The sequence below is a fragment of the candidate division KSB1 bacterium genome (assembly GCA_016214895.1).
GTDB lineage: Bacteria > Electryoneota > RPQS01 > RPQS01 > RPQS01 > JACRMR01.
Genome location: JACRMR010000012.1, coordinates 427,300 through 454,133 on the forward strand (window position 1 = coordinate 427,300; position 26,834 = coordinate 454,133).

24 protein-coding genes are annotated in these 26,834 nt (G+C 61.4%); all 24 read right to left on the bottom strand.

All coding sequences use genetic code 11. The annotated features are described in order from the left end of the window. Positions 1 to 239: 239 nt before the first annotated feature. The 24 genes from nadD to HZB60_08075 all read right to left on the bottom strand — a co-directional run bounded on the left by nadD (position 240) and on the right by HZB60_08075 (position 26,810). Positions 240 to 857, bottom strand: coding sequence for a nicotinate (nicotinamide) nucleotide adenylyltransferase (nadD, locus tag HZB60_07960; GenBank protein ID MBI5059697.1), 618 nt, complete (start codon positions 855 to 857; stop codon positions 240 to 242). After that, entirely contained in the window at positions 854 to 1,714 is an 861-nt protein-coding gene (bamD, locus tag HZB60_07965) for an outer membrane protein assembly factor BamD (GenBank protein MBI5059698.1), read from the bottom strand. The genes nadD and bamD overlap by 4 nt, the downstream gene beginning before the upstream one ends. A gap of 31 nt (positions 1,715 to 1,745) precedes the next feature. Further along, entirely contained in the window at positions 1,746 to 1,991 is a 246-nt protein-coding gene (locus HZB60_07970) for a hypothetical protein (protein ID MBI5059699.1), read from the bottom strand. Positions 1,992 to 1,995: 4 nt separating this feature from the next. Beyond that, positions 1,996 to 2,985 carry a hypothetical protein gene (locus HZB60_07975; GenBank protein ID MBI5059700.1) on the bottom strand — a complete coding sequence of 330 codons (990 nt, stop codon included), beginning with the start codon at positions 2,983 to 2,985 and terminating at the stop codon, positions 1,996 to 1,998. Positions 2,986 to 2,994: 9 nt separating this feature from the next. Continuing rightward, entirely contained in the window at positions 2,995 to 4,497 is a 1,503-nt protein-coding gene (gene lnt / locus HZB60_07980) for an apolipoprotein N-acyltransferase (GenBank protein ID MBI5059701.1), read from the bottom strand. Next, positions 4,494 to 5,519: a Gfo/Idh/MocA family oxidoreductase gene (locus HZB60_07985; protein ID MBI5059702.1), complete on the bottom strand. Its 1,026-nt coding sequence runs from the start codon at positions 5,517 to 5,519 to the stop codon at positions 4,494 to 4,496. The genes lnt and HZB60_07985 overlap by 4 nt, the downstream gene beginning before the upstream one ends. Then, positions 5,516 to 5,944, bottom strand: a complete 429-nt coding sequence (gene ruvX, locus HZB60_07990; GenBank protein MBI5059703.1) for a Holliday junction resolvase RuvX — start codon at positions 5,942 to 5,944, stop codon at positions 5,516 to 5,518. The genes HZB60_07985 and ruvX overlap by 4 nt, the downstream gene beginning before the upstream one ends. Positions 5,945 to 5,953: 9 nt before the next feature. After that, complete coding sequence (locus HZB60_07995) at positions 5,954 to 6,265, bottom strand: integration host factor subunit beta (GenBank protein ID MBI5059704.1); 312 nt, start codon at positions 6,263 to 6,265, stop codon at positions 5,954 to 5,956. A gap of 102 nt (positions 6,266 to 6,367) precedes the next feature. Next, positions 6,368 to 8,599, bottom strand: coding sequence for a bifunctional (p)ppGpp synthetase/guanosine-3',5'-bis(diphosphate) 3'-pyrophosphohydrolase (locus HZB60_08000; protein MBI5059705.1), 2,232 nt, complete (start codon positions 8,597 to 8,599; stop codon positions 6,368 to 6,370). Positions 8,600 to 8,669: 70 nt separating this feature from the next. After that, positions 8,670 to 10,175, bottom strand: a complete 1,506-nt coding sequence (gene dnaB, locus HZB60_08005; protein MBI5059706.1) for a replicative DNA helicase — start codon at positions 10,173 to 10,175, stop codon at positions 8,670 to 8,672. Between the two features lie 56 nt (positions 10,176 to 10,231). Beyond that, the gene (locus tag HZB60_08010; protein ID MBI5059707.1) at positions 10,232 to 10,939 is read right to left on the bottom strand and encodes a uracil-DNA glycosylase; all 708 of its coding nucleotides are present in this window, start codon (positions 10,937 to 10,939) and stop codon (positions 10,232 to 10,234) included. A gap of 21 nt (positions 10,940 to 10,960) precedes the next feature. Beyond that, positions 10,961 to 12,943: a bifunctional phosphopantothenoylcysteine decarboxylase/phosphopantothenate--cysteine ligase CoaBC gene (gene coaBC / locus HZB60_08015; GenBank protein MBI5059708.1), complete on the bottom strand. Its 1,983-nt coding sequence runs from the start codon at positions 12,941 to 12,943 to the stop codon at positions 10,961 to 10,963. Next, positions 12,933 to 13,235 carry a DNA-directed RNA polymerase subunit omega gene (locus HZB60_08020; protein ID MBI5059709.1) on the bottom strand — a complete coding sequence of 101 codons (303 nt, stop codon included), beginning with the start codon at positions 13,233 to 13,235 and terminating at the stop codon, positions 12,933 to 12,935. The genes coaBC and HZB60_08020 overlap by 11 nt, the downstream gene beginning before the upstream one ends. Before the next feature lie 98 nt (positions 13,236 to 13,333). Then, positions 13,334 to 13,903, bottom strand: coding sequence for a guanylate kinase (gene gmk / locus HZB60_08025; GenBank protein MBI5059710.1), 570 nt, complete (start codon positions 13,901 to 13,903; stop codon positions 13,334 to 13,336). Then, positions 13,893 to 14,774, bottom strand: a complete 882-nt coding sequence (locus tag HZB60_08030) for a YicC family protein (protein MBI5059711.1) — start codon at positions 14,772 to 14,774, stop codon at positions 13,893 to 13,895. Before HZB60_08030 ends, gmk begins: the two co-directional genes overlap by 11 nt. Before the next feature lie 61 nt (positions 14,775 to 14,835). Continuing rightward, complete coding sequence (locus tag HZB60_08035) at positions 14,836 to 15,819, bottom strand: hypothetical protein (protein ID MBI5059712.1); 984 nt, start codon at positions 15,817 to 15,819, stop codon at positions 14,836 to 14,838. 159 nt (positions 15,820 to 15,978) lie between these two features. Next, the gene (gene mutS, locus HZB60_08040; GenBank protein MBI5059713.1) at positions 15,979 to 18,570 is read right to left on the bottom strand and encodes a DNA mismatch repair protein MutS; all 2,592 of its coding nucleotides are present in this window, start codon (positions 18,568 to 18,570) and stop codon (positions 15,979 to 15,981) included. 125 nt (positions 18,571 to 18,695) lie between these two features. Further along, positions 18,696 to 20,285, bottom strand: a complete 1,590-nt coding sequence (locus HZB60_08045) for an SPOR domain-containing protein (protein MBI5059714.1) — start codon at positions 20,283 to 20,285, stop codon at positions 18,696 to 18,698. Further along, positions 20,278 to 21,420, bottom strand: a complete 1,143-nt coding sequence (locus HZB60_08050; GenBank protein ID MBI5059715.1) for a tetratricopeptide repeat protein — start codon at positions 21,418 to 21,420, stop codon at positions 20,278 to 20,280. Before HZB60_08050 ends, HZB60_08045 begins: the two co-directional genes overlap by 8 nt. Next, on the bottom strand, positions 21,417 to 21,740 hold the full coding sequence (locus tag HZB60_08055) for a LapA family protein (protein MBI5059716.1): 324 nt from the start codon (positions 21,738 to 21,740) through the stop codon (positions 21,417 to 21,419). The genes HZB60_08050 and HZB60_08055 overlap by 4 nt, the downstream gene beginning before the upstream one ends. A gap of 88 nt (positions 21,741 to 21,828) precedes the next feature. Further along, a complete protein-coding gene (miaB, locus tag HZB60_08060; protein ID MBI5059717.1) occupies positions 21,829 to 23,223 on the bottom strand; it encodes a tRNA (N6-isopentenyl adenosine(37)-C2)-methylthiotransferase MiaB in 1,395 nt (464 codons plus the stop codon). 46 nt (positions 23,224 to 23,269) lie between these two features. Further along, positions 23,270 to 23,965 (bottom strand): DNA/RNA nuclease SfsA, encoded by a 696-nt coding sequence (gene sfsA, locus HZB60_08065; GenBank protein ID MBI5059718.1) that lies wholly within the window; start codon positions 23,963 to 23,965, stop codon positions 23,270 to 23,272. Between the two features lie 27 nt (positions 23,966 to 23,992). Then, entirely contained in the window at positions 23,993 to 25,288 is a 1,296-nt protein-coding gene (hisS, locus tag HZB60_08070) for a histidine--tRNA ligase (protein ID MBI5059719.1), read from the bottom strand. 223 nt (positions 25,289 to 25,511) lie between these two features. After that, positions 25,512 to 26,810, bottom strand: a complete 1,299-nt coding sequence (locus tag HZB60_08075) for a sigma 54-interacting transcriptional regulator (GenBank protein ID MBI5059720.1) — start codon at positions 26,808 to 26,810, stop codon at positions 25,512 to 25,514. Positions 26,811 to 26,834: the final 24 nt, after the last annotated feature.

The window sequence follows — 26,834 nt, forward strand, 5'->3', positions numbered from 1 at the left end:
AAGATTTGTGGAATCACTCGGGGAATTCAGACTCCCGGTTCCGAAACGGAGCGGAATTCCGGCCGATTCGAAAGGCATGGGGGGCTGATGGTTAGAAGGAAGGCGGGGAGCAATGTTGCAATCGTCGTGCCTTGATTCGATCAACATATAATCAATCGTTACAGTATTTTACGGTGCCAATTCAGCACACATTGCAGCACGATCATGCATCAATACCGCAGCGCCGCGCAGAGAATGCGCTACGACGGCGCGGGTACGACGGCGGGAATTGCGCCATAGAGGCCCCGCGCCCGGATGTAGTCCACAACTGCCTGCGGCAACAGACCACTCACGTCTTCACCGCTTTGCAACCGGCGACGGATTTCCGTGGCGCTGATCTCCTGCAACGGCGATTTCAAGACACGAGTCCGCGCCAGATACTGCGGAAGGACCTGCCCGAGATCGAATCCCGGCCGCGGCAGCACCGCCACGAGCGTATCGCGGAAGAGACACTCGGGGTCCTTCCACTGCGGCAATTCGATCAGCGAATCGGCGCCGACAATCAACCAGAGTTCGCGCGGCCCCGGAGGCAACGCCGCAATCACGCGTTTTACGGTATCCGTCGTATAACCCAACCCCACCGCATCCTCTTCATAGGTCGCCAGCTCAAGATGCGGGAATTCCGCGAGCGCGAGCCTCAGCATCTCCTTGCGCTGCGGATAGGGCGTCAACTGGTCGCTGTCCTTGTGCGGCGGTCGCGGATTGGGCAACATGAGCATCGTGTCCAAGCCGAGTTCGACGCGCGCCGATTCCACCGTCCGCAGGTGACCGTAGTGGACCGGATCGAAGGTCCCGCCAAACATACCGATTCTTCTCATGGCGTCGTCGCGTTGTTCAGCGGCATCGGCTCCGCCTTGCGGAGAGCATGAGCATATAGCAAGCGCGCCGCTTCGCGGCGGCCGCCGGTCGGATAGCGATCGAGGTAGGCTTTAGACTCGTCGCGCGCGCGCGGCCAGTCCTTGAGCGACGCGAAACAGCGCGCCTTCAGATATTGCGCCGATTCGGCCCAGGAGGTATCGTAGTAGTCGGAGAGTACGATGTCCGCGTAGAGCGCCGCCGAGGCATATTCCTGCAACCGAAAATACAACTCCGCCGCCGCAAATTCCTTGTGCGCGAGCTGCTCGCGGCAAAACGTGATGTAACGGTACGCGCTGTCGGTCAGCGCGTGACCGGCGTTGTCTTCGAGAAACCGCTGAAAGGTATCGAAGGCCTTGGTCGTGTATTCCTGATCGAGCGCGTAAGACGGCGCTTGCTCATAGTAACACCGTCCCTCCCAGTAGGCCGCGTCGCCCACCAACTTCGAGAATGGATACTGCGTGATCAGGCGATGGAACTCGTCCGCCGCGATGATGTAGTCATCCTGCTCGAAACTCGTTCGCGCCAGATAGAACTGCGCCGAATCGATGAACGCGGATCCGGAATAGTTCAGGGTGATGTCGCGCAAAATCTGCTGCGCGCGGTAGTAGCGCTCACGGCGAAACAGATCCATGGCCCGCGACCAGGCCTCGTCAGCGGGCAGCACCGTGCCGGATTTGCGCTTACGCTCCTTGGGCTGCTTGGGCGGTCGTTGGTTGCGTTCCTGCCCGCCGCCGGGGAGCGGAAAATCCTCCTGCGCGAGGAGGGCGGACGGCGAGAGAAAATCAAACGCGGCCAGCAGGAGGCCGAGCGAGAGCATACGCGAGATGCGGAGGAGACGATTCAGGGGACTACTTTGAGCGAAGTGTGAAGAGCGCGACGACCGCGCCCACGCCGAGGATGATGACACCGAGGGGATACAGCCAGGCTTCACGCAGACCGGCCGGGTTGGCCAGCGAATCGGCGAGCGAAAGCGAGCTGTCAGCCAAAGCTGGAAGCGAATCGGGTGGCAGTGAGGTACGCAGCGAATCCGCCAGAGCCGCGGCAACCGATAGCACCAAGCAGCCAAACCACATGAACAGAAACCGGCGCGTCATCGCGTTACCAGCGCCAGGCGCATGTCAGCGACGCGACGCCCAATTCGGGTGTGCGCTTGCGATACTGGACGGCCACGGCGAGCTGCAGGATATCATCGGGAACGACCAAGCGAGCAGCGCGCGAACGGAACCAATTCCCATCGAGCAGACCAAGGCCCGCGGTCCAGACCCAGCGCGGACTGCGCGAGAATTGCATGCCACCCGCCCGCACCGCCAGCGCCCGCGCCGGACGCCATTCCACTCCGGCATGCGGTTCAAGATAGGCGTGACGATCGGGCTGAGTCAGATTCATGACCTGCGCACAGAGCGTGACCCCGCCCCGATGCCACGCCACGCCGGCAGCGGTGGTGCCGTCGTCGCGGCGATCCAGCGGGTGCCAGACGCGATTACCGGTTCCCGGAAAGCGCTGATACTGAATTCCTAACGCCAAACCGCGCGGTCGCAGAATCACGCCGTAAGAGTAGCCTTCGGCCTGCGCATCGGAGTAGTTGTAGTACCGGTCGATCCGGCCGCCCACCGCCACTCGCGGTTGCAAGTTCAGCGTCCCCGCAATACTATTCTGATGCGAGAACAACGACGAATGTTGCTCGTAATCAACGTAATCGAGTGTGTGCCCGGGCTGCATCACCGGTCGCGAAAGCAGCACGGCCAGCGTGAAGTAGCGATTGCGATAGGCGCCGGCACTGACGATCAGGCGCGCGGTTTCGGCGGCAATCTCCGCATCCCGTTTGCCCGGGTTCACATCACGGGCGTAGTTCGCGATTTGCAGCGGAGCCGCCGGATTGAAGACCAGTGCTCCGATGCGCGCGGATCGTGAGCCGAACAGCGAAAGTCCGGCGGGATTGATGCTCTCGCTCTGCGGCGGGTAGGCCAGCGCCACCGTACTCGCGCCCAAGGCGAGGTCCCGGCTGAATGACGGATTCGGCGCGAGCGTGATCCATTCCAGCGCCAGCGCCGAGCGAAAGAGCAGAATGACTAAGAGAAGTCGGAACACAAGCCCGGCTCAGGCGCGGCGCGCCTTCAGGTATAATGCGCCAACCAAGGCCAGCAACGCGCAGGAATAGAACGGCAGCCACAAACGCGAACAGCGCGCGGCCGGCGTAATCCCCGACTCCAGCGGCACGCTGCATTGCACGATGCCGGCCTGATCGAGATTCAGCCGTGAGGCAATCTCGCCCGTCGGCAGGATGATGGCCGGATAGCCGAGATTAGCGGCGCGCACGATGGAGCGTCTGACCGCGACGGCCCGCAGGCGAGTCAATTCGAGATGCTGCGACTGCTCAGAGGAACGACCGTACCAGCCGTCTTCGGTGATATTGGCAAGCAACAGCGCGCCGTGCGTGACCATATCCGCCGCCACATCGGGAAAGAGCACCTCGAAGCAGATCAGACAGGCAAACGGCGGGATCGCGCCGTGACGGTCGAAGACCTCGACTTCGCGGGCGGGCATGAACTCGGCCTGGCCCAGCCGAACCTTGCCCAGAAATGGAAACAGCCGCTGGCCCGGAATGCGTTCGCCAAACGGCACCAGATGCACTTTGGCGGATGCTTGCAGCTCCGGCTCGTCAGGACGCACGTAGAAGGCCGCGTTATACGGTGCCATGCCGCGTTGCGCTTCGCCCGCATAGTCCGTGGCGCCCGTGACGATGGCGAGACCGGATGAGTCACTCAGGTGTTGCAACCGCCGCCGCGCCCAATCGCGAAAACGCAAGGGCACCGGCGTCGCCGTCTCCGGCCAGACGACCAATTCGATGTTGGAATCCGCAAGCGGCCGCGTGGCCGCTACGTAGCAATCGAGAATCGCTTCGCTGGTCCCATCCCACTTATCATCGACGGGGGTGTTCACCTGCACCGCCGCCACATCAAGCCGCGGCCCGCGATCAAGACTCCAGAGGCGGACCACCCCGTAAAGCGGTACGGAAAGCAGCACCAGCAGAAAGAGCGACACCGACAGCCAATGGCGGCGCGACGTCAGGACGAGAAAGAGCAGCGCGTTCACGGAGAGCACCCACAGGCTCAGGCCGTACACGTCGCCCAGTTCAACCATCTGAATCGCCGGTAAGAATCGGGACTGACTGAGCGCCCAGATGGCCCAGGGAAAGCCGAGTTCACCCGTACCCCAGAAGACTTCGAGGAAAACATACAGCGCCACAAAGAGCGCAACACTCCAGACGGCGCCATGCCGAGCATGAATTCGCGACACCGCCCAGGCACTGACCGACCACACCGTCGCCAGAATCGCCACCACCGCGAACGCCGAGGTCCACGCGAGCCAAACCGGCGCGCCGCTGTTCAGTCCAATCCAATAGAGCAGCCCGCCGAAGAACACGAACCCGGCGGCGTAGCCATGTCGCCGCGCCCGCTTGCCGTCCACATGAACCGCCGCAAACAGAAAGGGAACGAGCGCGAAATAGGCGAGCGGCCAGAAGCCGAAGGGCGGAAAACAGAAGATTCCAAGAACGGCCGAGAGATAGAAGCCAGCGACGTCAGCGAAATATGATTTCAACTCTCGCCAATCACGATTTCGCGGTTCTCGGACGCGGAGCGGTAGGTGGCCTCGATGACGTCCAGCAATTGGGCGGCCTCCGCGCCCGACGACTGCACTTCGGTATCCTGCATCACACTCTGGAAGAAGTGATCCAGCTCGATCTCAAAGGACTTGTTGTAAAGATCCACGAGGCGCGGCGCCTTGCCCGCGGGCGTCACGTTCACGAGGTTGCCCTGCACTTCCTTGGTGATCTTCAAGGGATTCAGACTCGCCGAACCCTTGGACCCGCTCACCATCGTGTACGCTTCGCTCTCATCGGACATAAAGGCCCAGGTCGTGTTCAGATAGAACGTCGTGTCACCGGCCAGCGTGTAGTAGGCAACCAGAGTGTCTTCCACGCGAAAGCCGAGCCGCTCGCGCGAGACCTGAGCGGAGACCCGCTTGATCGCGGGATTTCCCAGCATCCACCAGCAGACATCGAGCATCTGAATGCCGGTGTCCATCAGCACACCGCCTCCGGAGATGCGCGCATTATTCAGCCACGGGGTGCGCGACCAGCGATCCTTCTTCTTGTGCCAGCCCGCGCGCACGGCAATGATCTTGCCAAGTTCGCCGCCGTGGATCATCTTGTGCAACAAGAGCGAATCCGGACGAAACCGCAGATTCATCGCGGCCATCAATTGCTTCCTGGCGGACTTGGCCGCCGCCACCATGCGCTTCGCTTCGTCTGCTTTACGGGCAATCGGCTTCTCCACCAGCACGTGCTTGCCCGCGGCGAGGGCCGCCAGCGTCAACGCGAGATGAGAATTGGTCGGTGTGTTGACATGAACCGCGTCGATGTCCTCCCGCGCCAGCATCCGCTCGGGATCGCGGAAAAATAGCGGAATCTTGAACCGGTCGGCCACGGCAGCGGCCCGCGAAAACTCGAGGTCCGCTACGGCAACCAGCTCAACGTTGGGATGCTTCTTGATGATGGGAATGTGGACCAGCTGCGAAACGCCGCCGGCGCCGATAATCCCAATTCGCAGTTTGTCTGTCATGGAGAATCTGGATCGCGCGGGGTCTGCGCGTCGAGGTAGGACTGCAGCATCAGCACGGCGGCGGACATGTCGATTCGACCGCGCTGGCGACGCTCGGAGATGCCCGCCCGGGAAAGCGACCGGGCGGCGCTAAACGTGGTGTTGCGTTCGTCACAACGAAAGACGTGGTAGCCGCGGGCTTCGAGATCGGCGATGAAGCGATCAACCGCGCGTGCCGTGGGGCCGACTTCGCCCCGCAGCGTGAGCGGATAACCAACGATAATCGCTTCGATGTCTTCTTCGCTCACCGTCCGCGCCAGCATTCGGGAAAAGGCCGGCTCGGCCGCCGGCCAGATGCCATAACCCACCGCGAGTACGCGGCGATCATCGCTGACGGCTACTCCAATCCGCTTTGCTCCCCAATCGAGTCCGAGCAGCCGCCCCACAAGCGGGAACTAAACCTGATCAAGTGGTTTCTTCAACGACTCCTTCAGCAGTTTGCCGGGTTTGAAATGCGTCTTGCGACGGGCCGCAACATAGATGATCTCATTCGTCTTCGGATTGCGGGCCTTCGGTTTGGGCTTCGTCTTCTTCACCTCGAAGACGCCAAAATCACGAATCTCGATCCGAAGCTCGGCATCCGTACCCGACATGATCTCACGCAAGACCGTGAACGTGTCGTTCACGACCTTGGCAACCGTGTCGGGCCGTTCGCTCGAATGCTGACAAACCCGTTCGACCACATCCTTCTTAATAAACGTACGCATTAGGCCTCCTCCTGCGCTTTCTCGGGTAGGGGGATATGGGAAGTTGAAATGTGCAAATTAAGATGCCGACGCCGGAAGCAAACCGAAGCTTGCGGTCGTGTGTCAGTTCGCGGCCCCATCCTCGTCCATTCGTTCAACGTGAATCACATCCTTGATCTGCTTCATGCGTCGCATCACGCGCGTCAAATGCGGCAGCGACTTGACCTCCAGTACCAGAGTGCCGATGGCGAAGCTGTCTTCCCGCTTCATCTCCAGGTACAAGATATTCACTTCCTCCTTGGACATCGCTTCCGTCAGCTCATTCAACAATCGCGAGCGATCGTAGGAGAGCAGGCGAATCCGGACATTGAACCGGGCCTCACGGTCCACGTCCCATTCGACCACGATGTTGCGCTCGGGGCGCCGCATTAATTCCGGAATGTTCCGGCAATCGATCCGGTGCACGGTGACACCGCGACCCGTGGTGATAAAGCCCGTAATCCGGTCGCCCGGAAGCGGCTGACAACAGCGACCAAACGTAATCGCAACGTTGTTCATGCCGTGAATGCGGACCGCGGTATCCGAGCCTTTGACCCGCCGAATCACGCTGGAGATCAGCCCGCCGATGCCGCCGGCCGCCGGCTCCGGCTCGACCGGCGTAATCTTGCGCATCACCGCCTGAATTGTCAGGTCGCCCGCGCCCAACGCCGCGAAAAACTGATCCGGATCATTGAAGCCAAAGAGCAGGGCGATGTCCCCGATTTCCTTCTCGTTCTTCTTCAGGTGAGTCCGTTGCAGCTCACGAGTCAGGATCTCGTGACCAAGCTTCCGCGATTCGTCGAAGTGCTGCTCTTTCAGCCAACGCTTGATCTTGCTCTGCGCGCGGCTGGTGCGAACGAACTGCAGCCAATCCGGATTCGGACGCTGGTTCGGCGAGGTGATGATCTCCACCACGTCGCCGCTGCGCAACTCATGCTTGAGCGGAGTGATCTGCCCGTTGACCTTGGAGGCCATCGAGTGCAAGCCGACATCCGTGTGCACGGCGAACGCGAAATCCACCGGAGTCGCGCCGCGCGGCAAGGTAATCAACCGGCCGCGCGGTGTGAACACGAAGATCTCCTCCTGAAAGAGGTTGATCTTCAGATGTTCCATGAACTCCTGCGACGTCGCGTTCTCCTCCCGCGACTCCAGCAGTCCGCGCAGCCACTCCATCTGCTGGTCGAGATCCTCGCGGGAAGCGCCGCCCTCCTTGTAGCGCCAATGCGCGGCGATGCCGATCTCGGCCGTGCGGTGCATCTCCTCCGAACGAATCTGCACCTCGACCTTGCGGCCCTCGGGTCCGAACACCTTCGTGTGCAGACTCTGATACATGTTCGACTTCGGCGTCGCGATGTAATCCGTAAACTTGCCCTCGAGCGGCGTGTACAGCGAGTGGATCACGCCCAGCGCATGATAGCAATCTTCCATGCGCGGCACGATCACGCGCACCGCGATCAAATCAAGAATCTCGTCGAAATTGTAGCCGCGATTCTTGATCTTGCCGTGAATCGAATAGAGATGCTTGGCCCGCCCCAGAATGCGCGACTTGATGCCGGCGGCCTCCAACGCGGCCTGCGTGCGCGAAATCAGATCTTCCACGGCGCGCTCGCGTTCGTCGCGCTTCATGTTGATCTTCTCGGCCAACTCCCGATACGCCCGCGGCTCCAGCACCTTGAAGCAAAGATCTTCCAATTCCCACTTGATGCGGTGCACGCCGAGCCGGTGCGCCAGCGGCGCGTACACGTCCAGCGTCTCGTGCGCGATCCGCTCCTGCGCCGGCCGCGGCATGTACCCGATCGTCCGCATGTTGTGCAGCCGGTCGGCGAACTTGATCATGATCACCCGCAGGTCCTGCGACATCGAAAGCAGCATCTTGTGGAAATTCTCCGCCAGCTGCTTCTCTTTCGACTCGTACTTCAGCTCCGGGATCTTCGTCACGCCGTTCACCAGATTCGCGACCGCGTCACCGAATTCCTGGCGCAAATCGTCGGCGCTGATCGGCGTATCTTCAACCACATCGTGGAGGAAACCTGCCGCCACCGCCACGTCGCCGAGATGCAAGTCCGCGAGAATCCGCGAAACCGCGATGGAATGCGTGATATACTGCTCGCCGGAAATCCGACGCTGGCCGCGGTGCGCCGTGTACGCCTTCTGAAACGCCCGATCCAGCAACTCGATATCCGCGTCGGGATAGTCTTGCGCGACGACTCGCCGGATCTCCTCGTAAGCCTGCACGTGCTCTTTTTCCATCTCCGCAAACAACGGAGCGGTCAGCGCGGGCAATACCGGTGGCGGGGCAGATTTCAGCGTATCCACGGGTACTCTATCTATGCGTTCAGCAAGCGCTCAGCATTTCAGCGACACAACCACCGCAAGGTGCCCGCGATCAAAACGGTTCGCCCGAGGGCTCGTCCGCTTCGCCCTCATCGCCGCCTGAGACCGCCGGTCCGCCGACGACATCTTCGGCGAAATTGGCGAACATCGTGTATTTGCCAAGGAACGTCATCAGGAAGCTGCCGGTCGGACCGTTGCGGTTCTTCGCGACGATGATCTCCGCGAGTCCTTCGTAATCGTACTTGCGGTTGTTGAACTCGTACTGCTTGGCCTTCATCGTGTCCCGATAGACCTCGGGGCGATAGACAAACATCACGACGTCCGCGTCCTGCTCAATCGCGCCCGAATCGCGCAAATCCGACAGCATGGGCTTGCGATCTCCGCCCCGAGTTTCCGGCGCGCGCGACAACTGCGAAAGGCAGATCACCGGCACCCGCAGGTCTTTCGCGAGATGTTTCAATTGCGCGGAAACAAACGCCACCCACTGCTGCTGGCTGTCCGCCATTTTGGGCGGCTGGATCAATTGCAGGTAATCGATGACCACCAAACCGATGTTGTACTCTTGTGCCATCTGCCGGGAGCGCGCGCGCAACGATTCAATCGAGATGCCCGCGGTGTCGTCAAAGAACATCGGCAGCTTGGACAAATCGTCCGCGGCCTCGACCAGGCGCGTCCAATCCTGCGACTTCAGGTTGAGGGTTGACCGCAGTTGATGCAAGCCGATCTTGGCCTTGCCGGACAGCATGCGCAGCATGAGTTGCTGCACGTCCATTTCAAGGGAAAACACCGCGGTCGGCACCCCGGCCCGCTCGGCCGCCGCCTCCGCGATGTTCATCGCCAGCGACGTCTTGCCCATCGACGGCCGCGCCGCAATGATCACCAATTCGCCGGGACGAAAACCCGACGTGAATTCGTCGATCTTGTCAAACCCCGACGGCACGCCGCTAACGAAACCGTGCGTGGTCTTCAGCTTGTTGACATAGGCGATCGTGTCGTGCGCGGCCTGCTTGGCCGGAATCGATCGCCGGGTCCCGTCGCGCGTTAACCGCGTGAGCTTCGTCAGAATATCGTCAATCAACTCTTCCGAAGTCATCGCGCCTTCGTAGGCATGCGTGACCGCTTCCGAGCCAACTGAGATCGTGCGCCGCAGCACCGCCTTCTCCTGAATCAGCGACGCATAGTACTCGACATTGGCCGCCGTCACCGCCTGCTCCATCAAATCGCTGAGATAAAGCGCGCCGCCCACTTCCTCCAGCCGACTCGACTTGCGCAGCTCTTCGGTTACCGATGTCGCATCAATCGGATACCCCTCGGCCCCCAGCGCGCGCATAGAGCGATAGATCGTGGCGTGGGCCGGACGGTAAAACGAGGCGTCATCCAGCAGGTCAGCGATCTTATTGAAGCTCGATCCGTCGATCAGGATCGCGCCCAACAACATGCGCTCCGCGTCGGGTGCATGCGGCGGAGTCCGCAAACCGCTGTCCGCGGCGGACGAATTCAATGCTCTGGTTGCGCCCGGCAATGCCATCGTTCCCGTTTCCATCTTGTTCGAAGCCATGGGCCGCGATTCGCTTGCCCGAATCCATCCCGCCTGCGCAACTCGCCGCCCGTCACTCACGCCGGCAGCGCATCATACAGCTCACGCAGCTTGCGAAAGTCCTGTTCGCCCAGATAGAGCTGATTCATGCTCCGCAGAAAATACGCGGGGTGATACGTGACGAGTATCTGCAAGCCATGCCACGGAATCACCCGCCCGCGCAAGTCGCGCATCACGGCATCCGTCTGGAGCAACGCCATCGCCGCGTGCCGTCCCAGACAGACCAACAGATCCGGATTCAGAATCGACAACTGCGTCATCAAGTACGGACGACAGGTCGCGACCTCAACGGGTTGCGGATCGCGGTTGCCCGGCGGGCGGCACTTGAGCACGTTGCAGATGTAAACATCTTTGCGACTCAACCCGACACCCGCAAGTAACTGGTTCAGCAATTGTCCGGCCCGGCCGACGAACGGAAGTCCCTGCAGGTCCTCATCGTGCCCCGGAGCTTCGCCGACGAATACGATCCGCGCACGCGGATTGCCGTCCGCGAAGACGAATTTCGTGCGGGTCGCGCCCAGCGCGCAACGTTGACAGTTGCAGATCGCCTGCTCGTACTCCGCCAAGGACCGTGGCAACGGCTCGCCGGCGCCCGGCAGTACGCGCAACTCACGCGGATCCCTTTGCGAACGCACCGTCGGATTCGCGGATGGCCAGGGAAGTTCCGTCTCAAAGAGCGAAAGATACTCGAGATGCGAGCGCAACTGTTCTTTCCGCACCGTCATGGAAGACAACTCGCGAACGATCTACGCTTCGACTTCGGACTTCTTCTTCGCGGGTCGTTTGGCAGCCACTTTCTTGGCCGGGGCCTTCTTCGCCTTGGCCGCCGGCTTCTCCGCCGTCTCGACTTTCGGTTTGCGCGCGCGCTTCGGCTTCGCTTGCTCCGCCGGCTCGGATGCTAACGCCGGTTGCGCTACGGGAGCGGGAGCGGCGACCGGCGGCGGCGACTGCGGCAGCCGCGCTCCGGGCGCCGGGTCCATGGGCAGTTCCGACTGACCGGGAACGCTAATCTGACGCGCAGCAATGCGGGCCTGACGTTCGCGTTGACGACGCCCGCCACGGCGGGTCTTGCCTTTCTTCTCGGTTGGCGGTGCACTATCGGCAAGCGGCTTCGGCGCCATCGTCTTTGAACCGTTGGCAACTCCCGCGGCTGGCTCCGCTTTCGGTGCGGATGTCGCTTCGACCGGAGCTGGCTTCGGTGCCGATGGCGGCGCTTGCTGCGCGGTCGGCCCGGTCTGACCTTGCCCCGGAGTGGGTCGCGGACCGTCACCACGACGTTTCTTCTTGCGCCGCCGGGATGACCTCGTTTCATGCCGGTCGAGATCCTCCCGCTGTTGTTGCGGCGGCGCCAGCGTGACCGACGGGTCGTCCGCCGTGTCGAATTCCACGTCCTCCGAGTCGATCAGATCAGGCTCGTCATCAAACGCCGTGAGATCGGTGTCAATTTCCGGCTCAAGCTCCGGTTCCGGTTCCGGGTGTCGATAGAGCGAGATCACCGCATTCAGAATCTCCCGGGAAACCTCGCGCTTCGATTGCAGGGGCAATTCGGAAACGCGACCGCTGCGGTGAATAATCAAGACCTGATTCGTCTCTCCGGCGAAACCACTCCCCTGCTCCAGCGGATTGTTCGCGACCACGATGTCGAGATGCTTCTCGCGAAGCTTGCGCAGCGCGTTTTCGAGAACATTCTCCGTCTCGAGCGCGAAGCCGACAATCACGCGATTGCCCTTCATCCCGGCGAGGGACTTCAGGATGTCCTCCGTCGCGATCAGCTTCAGCTCTGAAGCCGGGAGGCCTTTTTTAATCTTGTGTTGAGCCGTGGACTCAAACGTGTAGTCCGCGACCGCCGCGCTCATCAAGAGAATGTTCGAGTGCGGAAATTCCTGGCGCACGGCCAGCGTCATCTCCGCCGCGGTCGTGATGGTGCGGATGCGGACCCCGGTCGGCGGAATCACATCGGTGGGGCCGTGAATCAGCATCACATCCGCGCCGCGTTCGCGCGCTTCTTCGGCGAGCGCGAAGCCCATGCGACCCGAAGCGCGATTCGTCAACACGCGAACCGGATCCCACGACTCCTCGGTCCGCCCGGCCGTCACCAGCACACGCACGCCGCGAAGGTCCTGAGGCGCGGAGAGGACGTGCTTAATGTCACGATAAATGGACTCCGGTTCCGCCAGCCGGCCGATGCCATCTTCCTCGCCGGGACGCGCCATCGGTCCCTCTTCCGGCATGATGACACGATAGCCCCGTCGCTTCAACGTGGCGAGATTGTCCTGCGTCGCCGGGTTGGCCCACATCCGGGGGTTCATGGCCGGACAGATCACCCGCGGACGCTCGATCGTCAGCATCAATGTCGTCAACAGATCATCGCATAATCCCGCCGCCAGTTTAGCCATGCAGTTGGCCGTGGCGGGAACGATCATCGCGAGATCGCACCACGTCGCAATTTCCGTGTGCCACGGCGACTCCGTGCCGTGGGCCGGGAACATCTCGATGTACACGCTGCGCGCCGTGATCGCCTCGAACGTCAGCGGAGCAACAAACTTCTCCGCCTCACGGGTCATCACGACCTGCACCCGCGCGCCGTTCTTGACGAACAGCCGCGCGAGTTCCACGGCCTTGTACGCGGCGATACCGCCGGTGATCCCCAGCAGGATCTTGCGGCCGGCGAGGTCCTGACGATCGGGACGCGCGGCCGGGGGGGAATAGGGCGGGCGATTACCCTTCATAGTAGTATTCAATCCGACCCTGGTGCATTTCTTCCATCGCCAGCACGACGGGCTTCTCAAACTTCAAACCCGGCCGTTCGATCGGTTCCGGCGGCTCGGCGTCATCGGATTCCTCCGCCCGCTTGCGCGCCGCCTCCTGCTCGAGCATCTCGGTCTGACCCAAATAACGATCAATGTGCCGCTTCTGCAACTCACCGATTTGACGGGCGCGCTTGGCGATCACCAGCACCGCCTCGTAAATGTTGGCCGCGCGCGGCAGGTAATCTTCCGGAAACAGGTGTTCTGACTTCATCGGACCTTTCTCTGGGACTTGCGCACCGGCCGCGTTTCCCCCGCAGTCGCTTGAGGCTGCTGAATCGACGGCGCGCACAGTCTCCTTTTCATGTGTGCTTAACCACTAAATCTGGCGCTGACGATGGCTTCAATCTCCGCCACCGCTCGCTCTAAGTCATCGTTGATCACGCGGCAGTCAAAGCGGTCCGCGTGCTGAATTTCCATTTCGACGCGATTCAGGCGCCGCTCAATCAACTCCGGCGGCTCCGTGTGCCGCTTTTCCAATCGTTCGCGCAGCGTCGCGCGAGACGGCGGCTGCAGGAAGATGGTCAACGCCGCGGGGAAACCCGCCTTGAAGGTCAGCGCACCCTTGACATCCAAGTCAAAGATCAGCGTTTCGCCGCGGGCCAGACGTTCCAGCGTCGGCGTCCGCAAAGTCCCGTAAAGCTCGCCGTGAACCTCTTCATGCTCAAAAAAGTCGCCGCAGGCAACTCGCCGCAGGAATTCATCGCGATCCAGGAAGAAATACTCGCGGCCATCCTGCTCGCCCGGCCGGGGAGACCGCGTCGTGGCGCTGCACGAGAACCCCCAGTCGGAATGCCGCTCGCGCAGCCGCGAAATGATCGTGCTCTTGCCCGTTCCCGCCGGAGCCGCAAAGACCAGAAGCCGCCCGCGACTACTCAATATTCTGAACCTGCTCGCGCATCCGTTCGATCTCCTCGCGCATGCGCAGACTCAAGTGCGAAATGTCGAGGCTGGAGGTTTTGGAACCAATCGTGTTCGATTCGCGGTTCATCTCCTGCAACAGGAATTCGAGGCGCTTGCCCGCCGTTCCCGCCGGAGACTCCAGCGTCTTGCGAAAGGCAGCAATGTGCCCCCGCAGCCGCACGGCTTCTTCCGTGATATCCAGCCGGTCGGCCAGAAACGCCAACTCCATCTCGAGCCGATTATCGTCGTAAGACTCGCCCGCGACCAGGCGCTTGATGCGCTCGCGCATCTTTTCCAGCGCCCGCTGCGGTAAGCCGTCCTGCTTCTCGACGATCTCGCCCAGCGCCCGCTCTATTTCGTGCGTGCGTTCGAGCAGATCGTCCGCCAGATTCCGGCCCTCGGCCTCCCGCATGCGCTTCAAATCCGCTAGCGCCGCCTCCGTCGCCGCGCGCGCCAGAGTCAACATCAGTTCGGCAACCTGCGGATTCTCCACCGGAAACAGAATCTCCGGAAAATGGAGTAAGTGTTCCAGCGACAGACCGCCGTGCAAACCCAACTCGACCGCGAGTTCGTGCAGCTCACGAGCCAGCTTCTGCGCCGCCCCCGTATCGATCCGCAGCACCGACGGCGCGTCCACGCCGCGCGACTCGTTCAGCGTGAGATTCAGTTTGCCCCGCTGGATCCGGCTGCGGCAAAGCTCCCGCAACTCCGGCTCGAAATTCTGCAAACTGCGCGGCGCCCGATAGCCGAAATCAAGGTAACGGTTATTCACCGTCCGAATCTCGGCATACACGCGGATGCCTTCCGCCGAGGCCTCACCCCGGCCAAAGCCGGTCATGCTGAAGATCATCGACCGCACTCCGGCTCGCCCGTTGCGACCCAGCCGTTAGCCGTCACCAATGGCGAGTACATTACCAAGTTACCGCCGCCGAAATCCGGTGTGTGAATCCAAGGTCCGCGTGATCCTGAAAGGCGGCGCTCACGCTCAGGGCGGAAAGCCGCAAACCCGCTCCATAGGTCAAGTCCTCGCCGCTAATCCCCCCGCGCAAGGCCACGGTATGAGCGATCTCGTACTCGACTCCGACATGCGGCTGCACCGATAGTTGCCCGGCCGAGATCAGGTCGGCATCACCGCGCGATTCAAAGTGCCCGTCGAGATCGCCGGCAATCACGATGTGTGCGTTCGCCGATCTGAAATCCGTGTGGTAGGCCGCTCCGGCCAGCAACGAAGGCAATATCGCTTCGGTCCGTCCGGTACTCCAAGCGAGCAGGCTGGTCGATATATCCCGGGCTGCGAGTCCGAAGTCCAGACGTGAATTCACCTTGCGACTGGCAGCCACGTCGAAACCCAGACCGTAAGCCGACTCGCCGGCGACGGACTTCATCAAGAGCTTCCCACTGCCGCCGAGCCGCCACCCGTATCGCGACATACGGCCCGCGCCGGCCATCACCGCAATCTCATGGTCGCCGGTCTGTTCGCGGACCAGCACCCGATTGTCATCGCTCAGCGGCAGCGACGGATCCGATAGCCGGGTCAGCGGGATATCAGACACCCGAGTGTACAGAAGCGTGAGCCCGCCGGACAGACCGCCGCGCAGCGGCCGCGCGAATGACAAATAGTCGTAAGTGTAAAGATTGTCAAACTGCGACGCGTGCATGAACTCAACGTGTTGTCGCTGAAGCCCCGCGAGCGCCGAAGGATTGTAATACACCGCCGACGACGCCAAAGGCTCCGCAACTGACGCTCCGCCCATGGCCAATGGCCGAGCACCCGCTCCGAGCGATAGAAACTCGCCCGCGTAACGGCCAATCACGAATGTAGCGGCGCTGGCAAATGGCGCACAAACAAATACAATCGCCAACAGTGCCGCGACCATCAAATGAGGTGCAGTCATGTGACCCTCCTGATTACAGCGAAGCCAATGCAGATCAAATCGTTTTCGGGCGGAGGGGTCCACCACGCAGCAAGAGTCCTTTTTCACCTCTTCAAAAAATCGTAGTTCTATTAAAAATAAGGAAAAGCTAACCGAGAGTCAAGCCTATGGGTGCAACTTCTATGACTCCTTTCCATTCAGCATCTCCTTTATTTCAAATAGCTTATCCAACGCCTCACGAGCGCTAAGTCGCTCCACATCGAGCTTTTGGAGGGCGGAGAGGACACTCTGACTATTGTTTTCAAATAGAGTTAGCTGAAAAGTAGGGGCCTGCCGGGGGGGGGCAACCGGGGCGCATTCGCCGCTTCGAGCCGGTTCCCAGGTCGGCAACAGGTGACGAGCGCGCTCCACGATGGAAAGCGGCAGTCCGGCAAGTCGTGCCACCTCAATGCCGTATGAACGGTCAGTTTCGCCCTTCGAGATCCGATGCAGAAAGACAACCCGGTCCCCCCACTCTTCAACTTCGACGCGGTAGTTCTGGACCCGATCGTACTGAATGGCCAGCTTGTTCAGCTCATGATAGTGTGTCGCAAAGAGCGTCTTGGCCGCCACAGCCGGATGCTCGTGCAGGTACTCTGTAATTGCCCAGGCCAGCGACAGGCCATCGTACGTCGAAGTGCCGCGTCCGACCTCATCCAGCACTACCAGCGACCGCGGCGTGGCATTACGGAGAATGTTCGCCACTTCGCTCATCTCGACCAGAAACGTCGATTCCCCCCCGGCCAGGTTGTCCCCGGCGCCGATCCTGGTGAAGATTCGATCGACAATGCCAACCGAGGCGGCCTCGGCCGGCACAAACGAGCCAATCTGGGCGAGAATGACGATGAGAGCGTTCTGCCGCAAGTAGGTGGACTTGCCGGCCATGTTCGGGCCGGTCAACACCATGATCTGGAAATCGGGCAGGCCCATCACCAGATCATTCGCGACAAACCCGGTCCCGGGAGGCAAGAGCGATTCCACGACGGGATGTCTGCCGCCGACAATGCGAAGTTCGCCGCCCCCGGACAACGCAGGACGAGCGAAACGACATTCGCGGGCAACCCGGGCCAGACTCTGATAAACATCGAATTCAGCCAGTGCCCGCGCCAGGCGGTTAATCGTCTCGGCATGAGATTGGAGTTCAACCTTGACCTTGTCCCAGATCTCGGTTTCGAGGACACTGATTCGCTCGTCGGCATTCAAGATCTTCTCTTCCCACGCCTTGAGCTCGGGCGTCACGTAGCGCTCGGCTCCGGTCAAGGTTTGCTTGCGGATATAGCTCGCGGGCACCTTGTCCTTGTGCGCGTGCGTGATTTCAATATAATAGCCGAAGACCCGGTTATAGCCGATCTTGAGCGAACTGATCCCCGTCCGGTTGCGCTCGTCGCTCTGGTGCGCCAGGATCCACTCGCCCGCGTGCTTGCGCACATTTCGGAGTTCGTCAAGATCGGTCGAAAAACCGTCGCGAATCGATCGACCCTCACCGACCGTCAGCGGCGGATCGTCGACCAGCACGGATCGGAGGAAATCGACCAGGGCCGTCTGCGGAGGCAATTCGTCCAAGAGCGGTTGCAACGGCGTGTCCGGAAACGCCGACCACTTGCTATGGAGGGTTGGCAGCTTCTCGAGTACCGTGCGAACGAGAATCGCGTCACGGGGGGATCCGCGGTGCGTGGCGAGGCGGCTGAACGTGCGCTGCAAATCGCCGGTGCCCGCCAGCCACTCGCCGACCGACGCAAGCAAGGACGGGTTCTCGACCAGATAGGCAACTCGTGCCTGCCGCTCGTTAATCGATTCCAAATTCGCGAGCGGCGCCAGCAGCCAGCGCCGCAATAGCCGCGCGCCCGGCGCGGTGCGCGTACGATTCAGTACATAGTACAACGTGGCCCGCGGTTCGCCCGAAGCCGAGTTGACGAGCTCCAAATGACGGCGCGTGCTCGCGTCCATCAGCAGTTCACCGCCCTCCGTGTACACTTGTAAGTCGTGCAGCACGTCCGGACGCTCCACCAGCATGGAGCGCAAATAGTCCACCAAAGCGCCCGCCACGCACACCGCGAGGTCGAGGTCGCCGAGTCCAAAACCTTTCAGATTCGCGACGCCAAAATGCCCGGTCAGCGTCTTCGTCGCCGCCTCGCTGGAAAAGTGCCAGCGCGGTAATACCGTCAGCGCCAGCTGGACGCGATCCAGACAGGCTTCAATCGCCGCACGCTGGTCGTGCGCGCACAGCAGCTCGGACGGCTCCAGAGCCGCGATGCGCGCGGGCAGTTCCGACAAGCGCAGTACCCCCGTAAAGAATTCACCCGTGGTCGCATCCGCATAAGCCAGACCCGCATGCTCGTCCTGCAAGAACACACTGGCGAGATAGTTGTTCTTCGATTCATCCAGCGCGCGCTCGGAGAACGTGGTGCCGGCCGACACGACCTCGGTAACCGAGCGCTTGACAATTCCCTTAGCCTGCTTCGGGTCCTCGACCTGCTCGCAAACCGCCACGCGATATCCGGCCCGCGTCATCCGCGCCAGATAGTTCTCCAGCTGATGATGCGGAAAGCCCGCCAGCGGGACATCGCCCTCAATACCGTGCCCGCGCTTAGTCAACGTGAGACCGAGCACCTCCGCCGCCAGCTTCGCATCTTCAAAAAACATCTCGAAGAAGTCGCCCATGCGATAGAATAACACGACATCAGGATAGCTGGCCTTGATCTCGTGATACTGCTTGAGCATGGGGGTTGACATGATCGAATCGATTCGGAGTCGTGAGCTGAAGGGCAGCGAAGACTATCGTGCTCGGCGTCGGTGAATGCAAGCGCCGTCCCGCACGAGCTGAGACGGCGCCGTCAAGATCGTGTGTGAATACGCGGTCATTCCGTGATAATTACAGCAGGGACACTGAATTGGGACTTCAGCTTGTCCACCTCCGGAACGCACTCATCGCGACTGGCATAGCCACCCACGCGAACTTGCAGCAGCTCTTTGTCACCCTGTACGCGTGGCACAAGCTTGACACCATATCCGGCGCTCTCCAGTTTCTGTGCCAGTCGGTGAGCGTTGTCAGGATTGCCAAACGCGCCGACCTGAATAAACCATCCGCCGGATTTCGCTGACGAGTGCACAGCAGATCGTTCGGAAGAAGCTGAGGCAGGCTTGATCTCACCTGTGCGCTCGGCCTCGGCGGTAACGCTTTTGGATGGTGGCGGCGATTTCTCTTCGCCGGGAGCGACCTTGGCCGGTGTCGGTTGCGCAGGTTTTGGGTTTTCTTTCGGCATCGGCAGCGGCTTCGTCGCCGGCTCGCTGTTCGACTCGGTGGCCGGCTGTGCCACCGGCTTGGTTTGAGCCGGTGCGGGTTTCGTCGCGGAAGGGGGCGCCGTTTTCGCCGGTTCAGTGGCGGTCGGTGTTTCCCCTGCGACCGGCTTGGCAGGTGCCACGCTACCGGCATTCGCCCCCGGAGACTCCGGTTTGCGTTCGACACTTCCAGTTTGGTCCTGCTTCTGCTTCGAAGTCGGTTTCGGCGGAACGGGCGGGACAGGTTTCGACTGATCCGTTGCATTTGTTTTCGTCGCCGTCGTCGGAGCTTCCGCTTTGGTTGCGGGTCCCGCCGCTTTCGTGACCTCGGACGTCGTCGGAGTATTCGCTACGGATGTCGGCGCCGTTACCTTGGGCGGCTTGATCGGTTCGGTCGCCTTCGCACCGGCGATTGCCGGGACGTCGATTTTCGTCTCGACATTCGGCGGTGATTTCGCCGCCGGCTTTTCAACTTTGGGCGTCTCAACAACCGGTGGCGTCGGTGTCGCCACTGCCGGTTTAGCGGCCGCCTTGGGCGAAACCGGTGCAGCGTCCGCCACCAGCGGTGTTGACGCGGTCTTCGTTTCGCTCTTGACCTCGGGCTTCGCGGCCGCTTTCGGCTCGGGGCTCGTGACCGTCTGGACCGGCGGCTTGGCGGCTGCAGAACTCGCAGCGTCCACCGTTGACGCGATCTTCGTGCGCTCGGTGGACGGCGCAACGGCTACGGGCTCGGTCTTGGGCGTCTCGACTCTCGGCTTTGATTCTACACCGGCTTTCGGAGTCGCTGCTTGTGAGGCCCGCGCATCAGACAAAATGACTTCGCCGCTCTTGTTGTCGGAGCGGCCGGCGATCAGCTCCGCGGGCTGCGTTGCCGCCACCGGCTGAGTTCCGGTGAACCCCATCTGACGCGCCAGATCCAGCCGCTCGCGCGCGACACTGTCGCAATCCGTACCCGGATAGCGAGCGGTGATTGCCGTATAGAGCGAGCAGGCCCGCTGAGCGTCAGTCTCCGTCATCGCATACAGGAGGAGCTGGTAGCGAGGGCTGGCCTGGGTCGTGTCCAAAATCGCTCGCGCCTCGGTAAAACGGCCTTCTGCCATGAGATCGATCGCCGTCTTGGCCATCGCCGCACCGGCCATGATGAAGACAAGGAGGAGAACTCTACGCATGATAGGTATCCAGTTGATTGCATTTCGGACACAACCACAGCGGCTCCAGCGAGATGTTGCCGCATGAGTCGCACTTGAACTCGTAGCTTTCGTGCATCACCCGCGACAACAGGTCCCGGGTCAGTGACATCACCCGATCGACGTCACGCACGTCCGCATAGATCTGAACCAGCCGCCGCCGCAGCCAAAGGCTGTCCGGGTTCTGCGCCAACCCCTCATTCAGAACCGTTACCGCGTCGGAACGGTCGCCCCGTTTCTCCAGAAAACGCGAGAGGGCCGCGAACGCATGAACCGTGTGAGAATTCGATCGCGTCAGTCCACGATAGATCTGCTCGATTTCCGAGAAGCGCCCCAGATCGAAGAGGTGCGTTTCAAGACGCTCAAATACAAGATGCGCGCGTTCCGGGTTCATTTCCAGGAGCCGCTTCCAGATCTTGACGGCATCCTCGGTCCGGCTCTCGCGGATGTACGAATCACCCCAGTAGAGATACGGAGCCGGCAGGGTCGGGTCGTGCTTGATCGCTTCGCGGTACTGGATGCGACCGTCACGTTCCTTGCGATCGCGACAGAGCCGCATCCCGTCCTGAGTTTTCAAGACGGCCAGCCGGCGAGCGCTCACGCTGCCCCCGGCTGAAGCCAGACGTTCCGCCGCCTCAAAAGCGCCGTTCCAATCCTGCTGCGCGATGTGCAGCGCCATCTTCCGCTCCAGCGACCATTGATCCTTCTTCGAAAGCGACAACACATGCTCCACCGCCTCGAGCGCCCGGGCCTGATCGCCCGATTTCAGAAAGTCCTCGGCCAATGCCCGATAGACTTCCGCCTTCTGCAACTGCGTCAAATCGGCGCGAAACGTCAAGGCGCGATGAATCTTGATCGCCTTGACCAAGTCGCCGGTCTCCGCGGCCAGCACTCCCAGGCGCAGATACGCGTCCACATTCGACGAATCACGCGCCACCGATTCGCGCAGTTTCTGCGCCGCGCGGAAGCGGTCGCCCTCCAGCACGGCGCGCAAGCCCTCCGTGTACGGACTAATCGGCTCCTTGCCGCTCGATTCCCGACGCTGCATGTAGAGATAGGCGCCGAGCGCGACCACGGCCACCAACAACAACAGCGTGAAGGCTTCAGCGAATGTCACGAGCCCACCTCGCTTTGGCTGCCGAGCGAATCTTCCTCAATGGCAAAATTGCGCAAGCGGTCAAGTTCGGTCTGCTGGGCTCGGCTCTCACGCTTCAAATTCGCGATCTGTGATCGCAGCCGCAGTTGATTGACCAGCGCCACGAGCAAACACAGCACGTACCCGATCAGTCCCGCCAGAAACAGCATGTAGGCCAGCGGTAAGTCCGGGGAGCTCCAGCCCAACAGGCGCACCGAGACCACCTGATCGGAATTCTGCGAGAAGAATCCCACCAGAAAAAACAGCACGACAATCAGCAGAAACCAGCGGAGAATCCACATGGTAGCGCCTCAAGAATACGATGTAAGTAGGAGAATCAATCGAACCGAGGAGGGTGTGCCGGAACCGCGGTGCGCTCCGGCGCGAAAGTCAATTCAGCCGGACCGCGCGAAACGTAAAGCCGATCAATTCGTCAAGGCGAACGCGCACGAGATCCCCGGCCACCTCGCCGTTGCGCGGAATCACCACGGGACGGAAATCAGGAGTTCGGCCGGTCCACATCCGATCGTCCTTGGGCGCCGGCCCCTCAACGAGAATCTCCGTCGAGCGGCCGAGCTGCTCACGATTCCGCGCTTCCTGAATTTGCTGCTGAAGCGCGATCAAGCGCTCAAGCCGGTTGACCTTCACCGGCTCCGGAATGTTATCCACCAGCCGCGCAGCCTTTGTCAGCGGACGCGCCGAGTACTTGAAGGTAAACGCGGTGTCGAACCGCACGCGCCGAACCAGATCCAGCGTGGCCTCGAACTCCGCCTCCGTCTCCGTCGGAAACCCGACGATAATGTCCGTGGACAGAGCCAGGTCTGGAACTCTGGCCCGCGCTTCGTCAATAATCTCCAGATAGCGCTCGCGCGTATAGTGTCGGTTCATCGCGTGCAACACGCGGTTGTCCCCGGCCTGAACGGGCAGATGCAAGAACGGCATAATCTTCGAATGCCCGCCCATCGTCTCCAGCAGCTTTGACGAAATGTCCGTTGGATGTGACGTCATGTACCGCACGCGCGCAATGCCCGGCAGATCGGCCACGGTGCGCAAACAGTCCGCGAAGTCGTGACCCTCCCAGCGATAGGAGTCCACGTTCTGGCCGAGCAGCATCACGTCCCGCACACCCGCCGACAATAGAGCTTCCACCTCCCGCACAATCGACGGCAGCGGACGCGAACGTTCGCGGCCACGTGTGCGCGGAACCACGCAGAAGCTGCAAAACTTGTCGCAACCCCGGATGATCGTAACGAAAGCGGCGACGCCGCCGACGTGCCGGGGAACGATATCGTCGTACAGTTCATCCCGCAACAGCGTCGTCTCGAGCAATCCGCGTGAGCCGGGCGGACTGATGAACCGCTCCTCCAGCAATACCGGCAGCTTGCGATAGGAGTCGGGGCCGACGATGAGATCGACGAACGATTTCTCGTCCAGGATCTCATTGCGCTTCGCCTGCGCGACACAACCGAGAATCCCAATCACCAGGTGCGGGTTCCGCTTCTTGAGCTGCGAGAGATTGGATAGTTGACCCAGCGCCCGCACCTCGGCCGTCTCGCGAATCATGCAGGTATTAACCAGCACCACATCCGCCTGATCCGGAGCGTCGACAAAGCGGTAGCCGTGGGCCGCTAACAAGGACTCAATCGTCTGCGAGTCGGACACATTCATCTGACAACCGTACGTCCGGATATAGACGGCGGGGCCGGTTCCGACCTCCCCGGCGGCTGCGCGCAGCGGGTCGGGGCGGGCGGTCAAGTCAGGATGTAATGTAACGAGTTCGTGCATACGTGTTCCGTGCCCCGGCGAGCGCGTGACTGCGCCGGCAATTTCATCAGGTCAATTGAAACGGCAACCGCTCGCGCAGTCGGATTTCTTCAGGCGTGACCGTGGCGATCCACACTTCAACGGCAACTCCCGCCGCCACCGCGCGCCGCAACAAGGCCCCGTAGGTCGGATCGATTTCATCGGCGCTGGTGAAACGTTCGGCCGCGTGATGCTGACAGACATAGAGCATGGCCGATCGGCCGCCGGTCCGCGCATGTCGAGTGAGATGTTCAAGATGTTTCGCACCGCGCGTCGTCACACTGTCGGGGAATTTCGCCACCCCGGCTTCGACCAGCGTAACATTTTTCACCTCGACCCACATCCGCTCCGCTGCACCCATCACAAAATCAATGCGCGTGTCCGCGGCAATCTTCGCTTCAGACCGGTAGCTGACATAGCGGCGAAAGCGCGGAATAAGTCCCGTCTCAAATGCATCGGCCGCCAGCCGATTGGGGATCAGCGTATTCACGCCGACCCAGCCCCCTTCGAGATGGATCAACTCCCAGGTGTATTGCAATCGGCGCGTCGGACTCGGATGATGGCTGACCGCGACCCGCGCGCCGGGAACATTCACGCCCTTCATGCTTCCCGAATTCGGACAGTGTGCCGCGATGTGCTCCCCGGACTCCAATCGCACATCGGCCAGGAAGCGCTGGTAGCGTTGCAACAGAGTCCCGAATAGCAGTGGCGTCGCAAATCGCACGGTCGATCGGTGGCGCCTTGGGACCGACTATTTCAGCAAGGACGAAACACGCGGCGCGAGTTCCGAACGCGGCACCGAAATCTGCTCGGCCGTGCGCAGATTCTTGACCGCCACCTCGCTCTTCGCGCGTTCTTCGGGGCCGCAGATCAGTACCAGCGGGATGCCCTGCTTGTCGGCATAAGCAAACTGCTTTTTCATCCGATCATCATCATACCAGACTTCCACGCGGAAACCTGCCCGCCGAAGCTCCGCGGCGATCCGCAAATTTTCCGACATCCCGCCGTCGTCGAAGCGAGCGACAAGTGCCTGCGTCGTCGAAGCTGCGGCGGCAAACTTTCCGAGCTGCGTGAGCGCTGTCTGAATCCGGTCGAGACCAATCGTCGTACCCGTGGCCGGCACGTTTGCCTTGGAAAAGGTTCCGACCAGTCCATCATAGCGACCACCGCCGGTCAGTGAACCGATGTGCGGATGATCCGGCAGGACGGTCTCGAAGATCGGACCCGTGTAATAGTCGAGGCCGCGGGCGAGCGTCGGATCGAAACTCAGGGAGGCCACGGGCACGCCCAACTCGAGCGCCGCGCGATAGACCGCCTCGATTTCGTCTATTCCGCCGGAGGCTGTCGGGTTTGTGCTCAGGAGTCGGTGCACGGCCGGGAAATCCGGATCATGGCCAGCGGATGCCGAGATCTGTGTCACCAACTCGCGGGCCCGCGCCGCCGGAATCTCATTGGCGACAAATTCCCGTTCAACTCCGTCCCAGCCGAGCTTGTCCAACTTGTCCAAACAACGGCAGAATCGGGCGAAGTGCACTTGATCGCCGGTCACAAGTTCAGATAGCCCGTGCAAGAACTTCCGCGACGACAATCGTATGCGAAACTTCTCAAATCCCAAATCCCGCAGTACTTCATACGTCAGCGCTATGATCTCCGCGTCAGCCAGCAGCGAACTCGTCCCCACGATATCCGCATCGCACTGCACAAACTCGCGGAAGCGGCCCTGTCGCGGCTGCGGCCGATCCGCGCGCCAGACGGGCTGAATCTGGTAGCGCTTGAATGGCCGCGGCAGTTCCGCGTATTGCGCGACCACTCGCGCCAACGGTACCGTCAAATCGTAGCGGAGGGCAATCGCCGACTCATCCGTCTCTTCGTTGTCCCCCCGGGCGCGCTTGATTTCATAGATGAGCTTGTCATTCTCCTCGGACTTGCCGGTGAGAATCTCCAAGTACTCGATGGCCGGCGTTTCGAGCGGCTGGAAGCCGTAGCGCCGATACGCCTCTTCTACCACGGACACTATAGCGCGTCGGGCGATGAGCTCGGAAGGCAAAAAATCGCGCGTGCCGCGAAATGTCCGGGGAGATATGATCGCCAAAGTTTATCTAAATCAGTTGTTTACGCGTCATGACGAACCGGGCCACGAGGCTCGCGCGCGACGCAAAGCCCCCCGGAAGCCGAATATCCGTAACTTTATAATATGCGACATTTGAGATGGAAAAGCAAGGCAAGGTAGAGTGAGTCGTGACGGTTTGAATCAACCCGGCCGCCGAACGTCAGAGATGGACCCGATAGCGCCGACCCCGCTTGGCGCCGCTGGCCGTAAGTAATCCGAGACTGACCAGCGTCGAGAGCCGAACCCGCGCCGCCGCCTCACTCAAGTCGAACTCCGCCGTCACATCGGAATTCGAGATTTCGCGGTCCATCCGCGCGCACAGGAATCGCGCCCAATGATCGCGATCGCGGAACAGCGAGCTTCGGACCTGCGCCAACCTTCCCGCGATCTCCGAGCCACGGGAATCCGGCTTAGCGTCCGGTCCGCGTTCCGCGAGTGCGGGCAGATGTCTCACGGCGATCGCTTCTTCATCGCACAGCAGGAACGCGCGCTCGAGTGTGAAACGAAGTTCACGTACGTTTCCCGGCCAGCCGTGAGTCAACAGCATGTTCATCGCCTCGTCTGCGACGCGATCGGGCCGCGCGCGACGATGTGAGCGTTGCAATTGGACCATGAACTCGCGCACCAGCAGCGGCAAATCCTCCAGCCGGTCGCGCAGCGGCGGAAGCGCAAGCGGCAACAGAGCGATGCGATAGTACAGGTCCGCGCGAAATGCTCCCGCCGCCACGAGTGGTTCCAATTGGCGATTCGTCGCGCAAATCAACCGTGCGTTCACCTGAATTGGTTTGACCCGCCCGAGCTTCTGGATCTCGCCGGAATCCAGGAATCGCAACAACGCCGCCTGACCTGCCGCGGGAAGGTCACCGATCTCATCGAGAAACAGCCCGCCCCCGTCGGCCGCCTCCAATTTGCCCTGACGACCGCGCGCTGACGCTCCCGTAAAGGCCCCCGGTTCATATCCGAACAACTCCGAAAGCAGCAACGATTCCGAGAGCGCCGCGCAGTTCATGGTAACCAGCGGCCGCGACCCGCATAACGAGCGCGTGTGCACGAATCTCGCAAGCAGCTCCTTGCCCGTGCCCGTTTCCCCCGAAATCAGCACGGTGGCCGTCGTCGGGGCCAGTCGCGCCGCAACCTCAAGCAACTCCCGCATCACCACGGAGTCCCCGACGAGGCCGCAATCCCGAGCGTCCAACTCCAGCGGCCGACGAAGCGCCTCGGCCAACTCACGCGCGGCGCCAGCCGAGGGGAGTCCGGCCGGGAAAAGTCCGCGAATCACCCGCGCCTCGGGCGAGCCTTCCGCGAAAACGAGCGCGGGATGCGGACGCAGTATCACCCGCATCAAATCGGTCAGCACCGGCCGGATTTCCTCACGCGCGGGCGCACCCTGCTGTAACGCTTCGTGCTGCCACAGCCGAAGCAGGTTAACCTGCAGTTGGTCGGCGGGTGCTAAATCCATCGCACTTGAGTACTCCGAGGCTCT

Bases quoted from the DNA above. Each gene is read 5' to 3' on its own strand.
- nadD (MBI5059697.1), bottom strand. From the start codon at position 857: ATGAGAAGAATCGGTATGTTTGGCGGGACCTTCGATCCGGTCCACTAC.
- bamD (MBI5059698.1), bottom strand. From the start codon at position 1,714: ATGCTCTCGCTCGGCCTCCTGCTGGCCGCGTTTGATTTTCTCTCGCCG.
- HZB60_07970 (MBI5059699.1), bottom strand. From the start codon at position 1,991: ATGACGCGCCGGTTTCTGTTCATGTGGTTTGGCTGCTTGGTGCTATCG.
- HZB60_07985 (MBI5059702.1), bottom strand. From the start codon at position 5,519: ATGACAGACAAACTGCGAATTGGGATTATCGGCGCCGGCGGCGTTTCG.
- HZB60_07995 (MBI5059704.1), bottom strand. From the start codon at position 6,265: ATGCGTACGTTTATTAAGAAGGATGTGGTCGAACGGGTTTGTCAGCAT.
- dnaB (MBI5059706.1), bottom strand. From the start codon at position 10,175: ATGGCTTCGAACAAGATGGAAACGGGAACGATGGCATTGCCGGGCGCA.
- HZB60_08010 (MBI5059707.1), bottom strand. From the start codon at position 10,939: ATGACGGTGCGGAAAGAACAGTTGCGCTCGCATCTCGAGTATCTTTCG.
- coaBC (MBI5059708.1), bottom strand. From the start codon at position 12,943: ATGAAGGGTAATCGCCCGCCCTATTCCCCCCCGGCCGCGCGTCCCGAT.
- HZB60_08020 (MBI5059709.1), bottom strand. From the start codon at position 13,235: ATGAAGTCAGAACACCTGTTTCCGGAAGATTACCTGCCGCGCGCGGCC.
- HZB60_08030 (MBI5059711.1), bottom strand. From the start codon at position 14,774: ATGATCTTCAGCATGACCGGCTTTGGCCGGGGTGAGGCCTCGGCGGAA.
- HZB60_08035 (MBI5059712.1), bottom strand. From the start codon at position 15,819: ATGACTGCACCTCATTTGATGGTCGCGGCACTGTTGGCGATTGTATTT.
- mutS (MBI5059713.1), bottom strand. From the start codon at position 18,570: ATGTCAACCCCCATGCTCAAGCAGTATCACGAGATCAAGGCCAGCTAT.
- HZB60_08045 (MBI5059714.1), bottom strand. From the start codon at position 20,285: ATGCGTAGAGTTCTCCTCCTTGTCTTCATCATGGCCGGTGCGGCGATG.
- HZB60_08055 (MBI5059716.1), bottom strand. From the start codon at position 21,740: ATGTGGATTCTCCGCTGGTTTCTGCTGATTGTCGTGCTGTTTTTTCTG.
- miaB (MBI5059717.1), bottom strand. From the start codon at position 23,223: ATGCACGAACTCGTTACATTACATCCTGACTTGACCGCCCGCCCCGAC.
- HZB60_08075 (MBI5059720.1), bottom strand. From the start codon at position 26,810: ATGGATTTAGCACCCGCCGACCAACTGCAGGTTAACCTGCTTCGGCTG.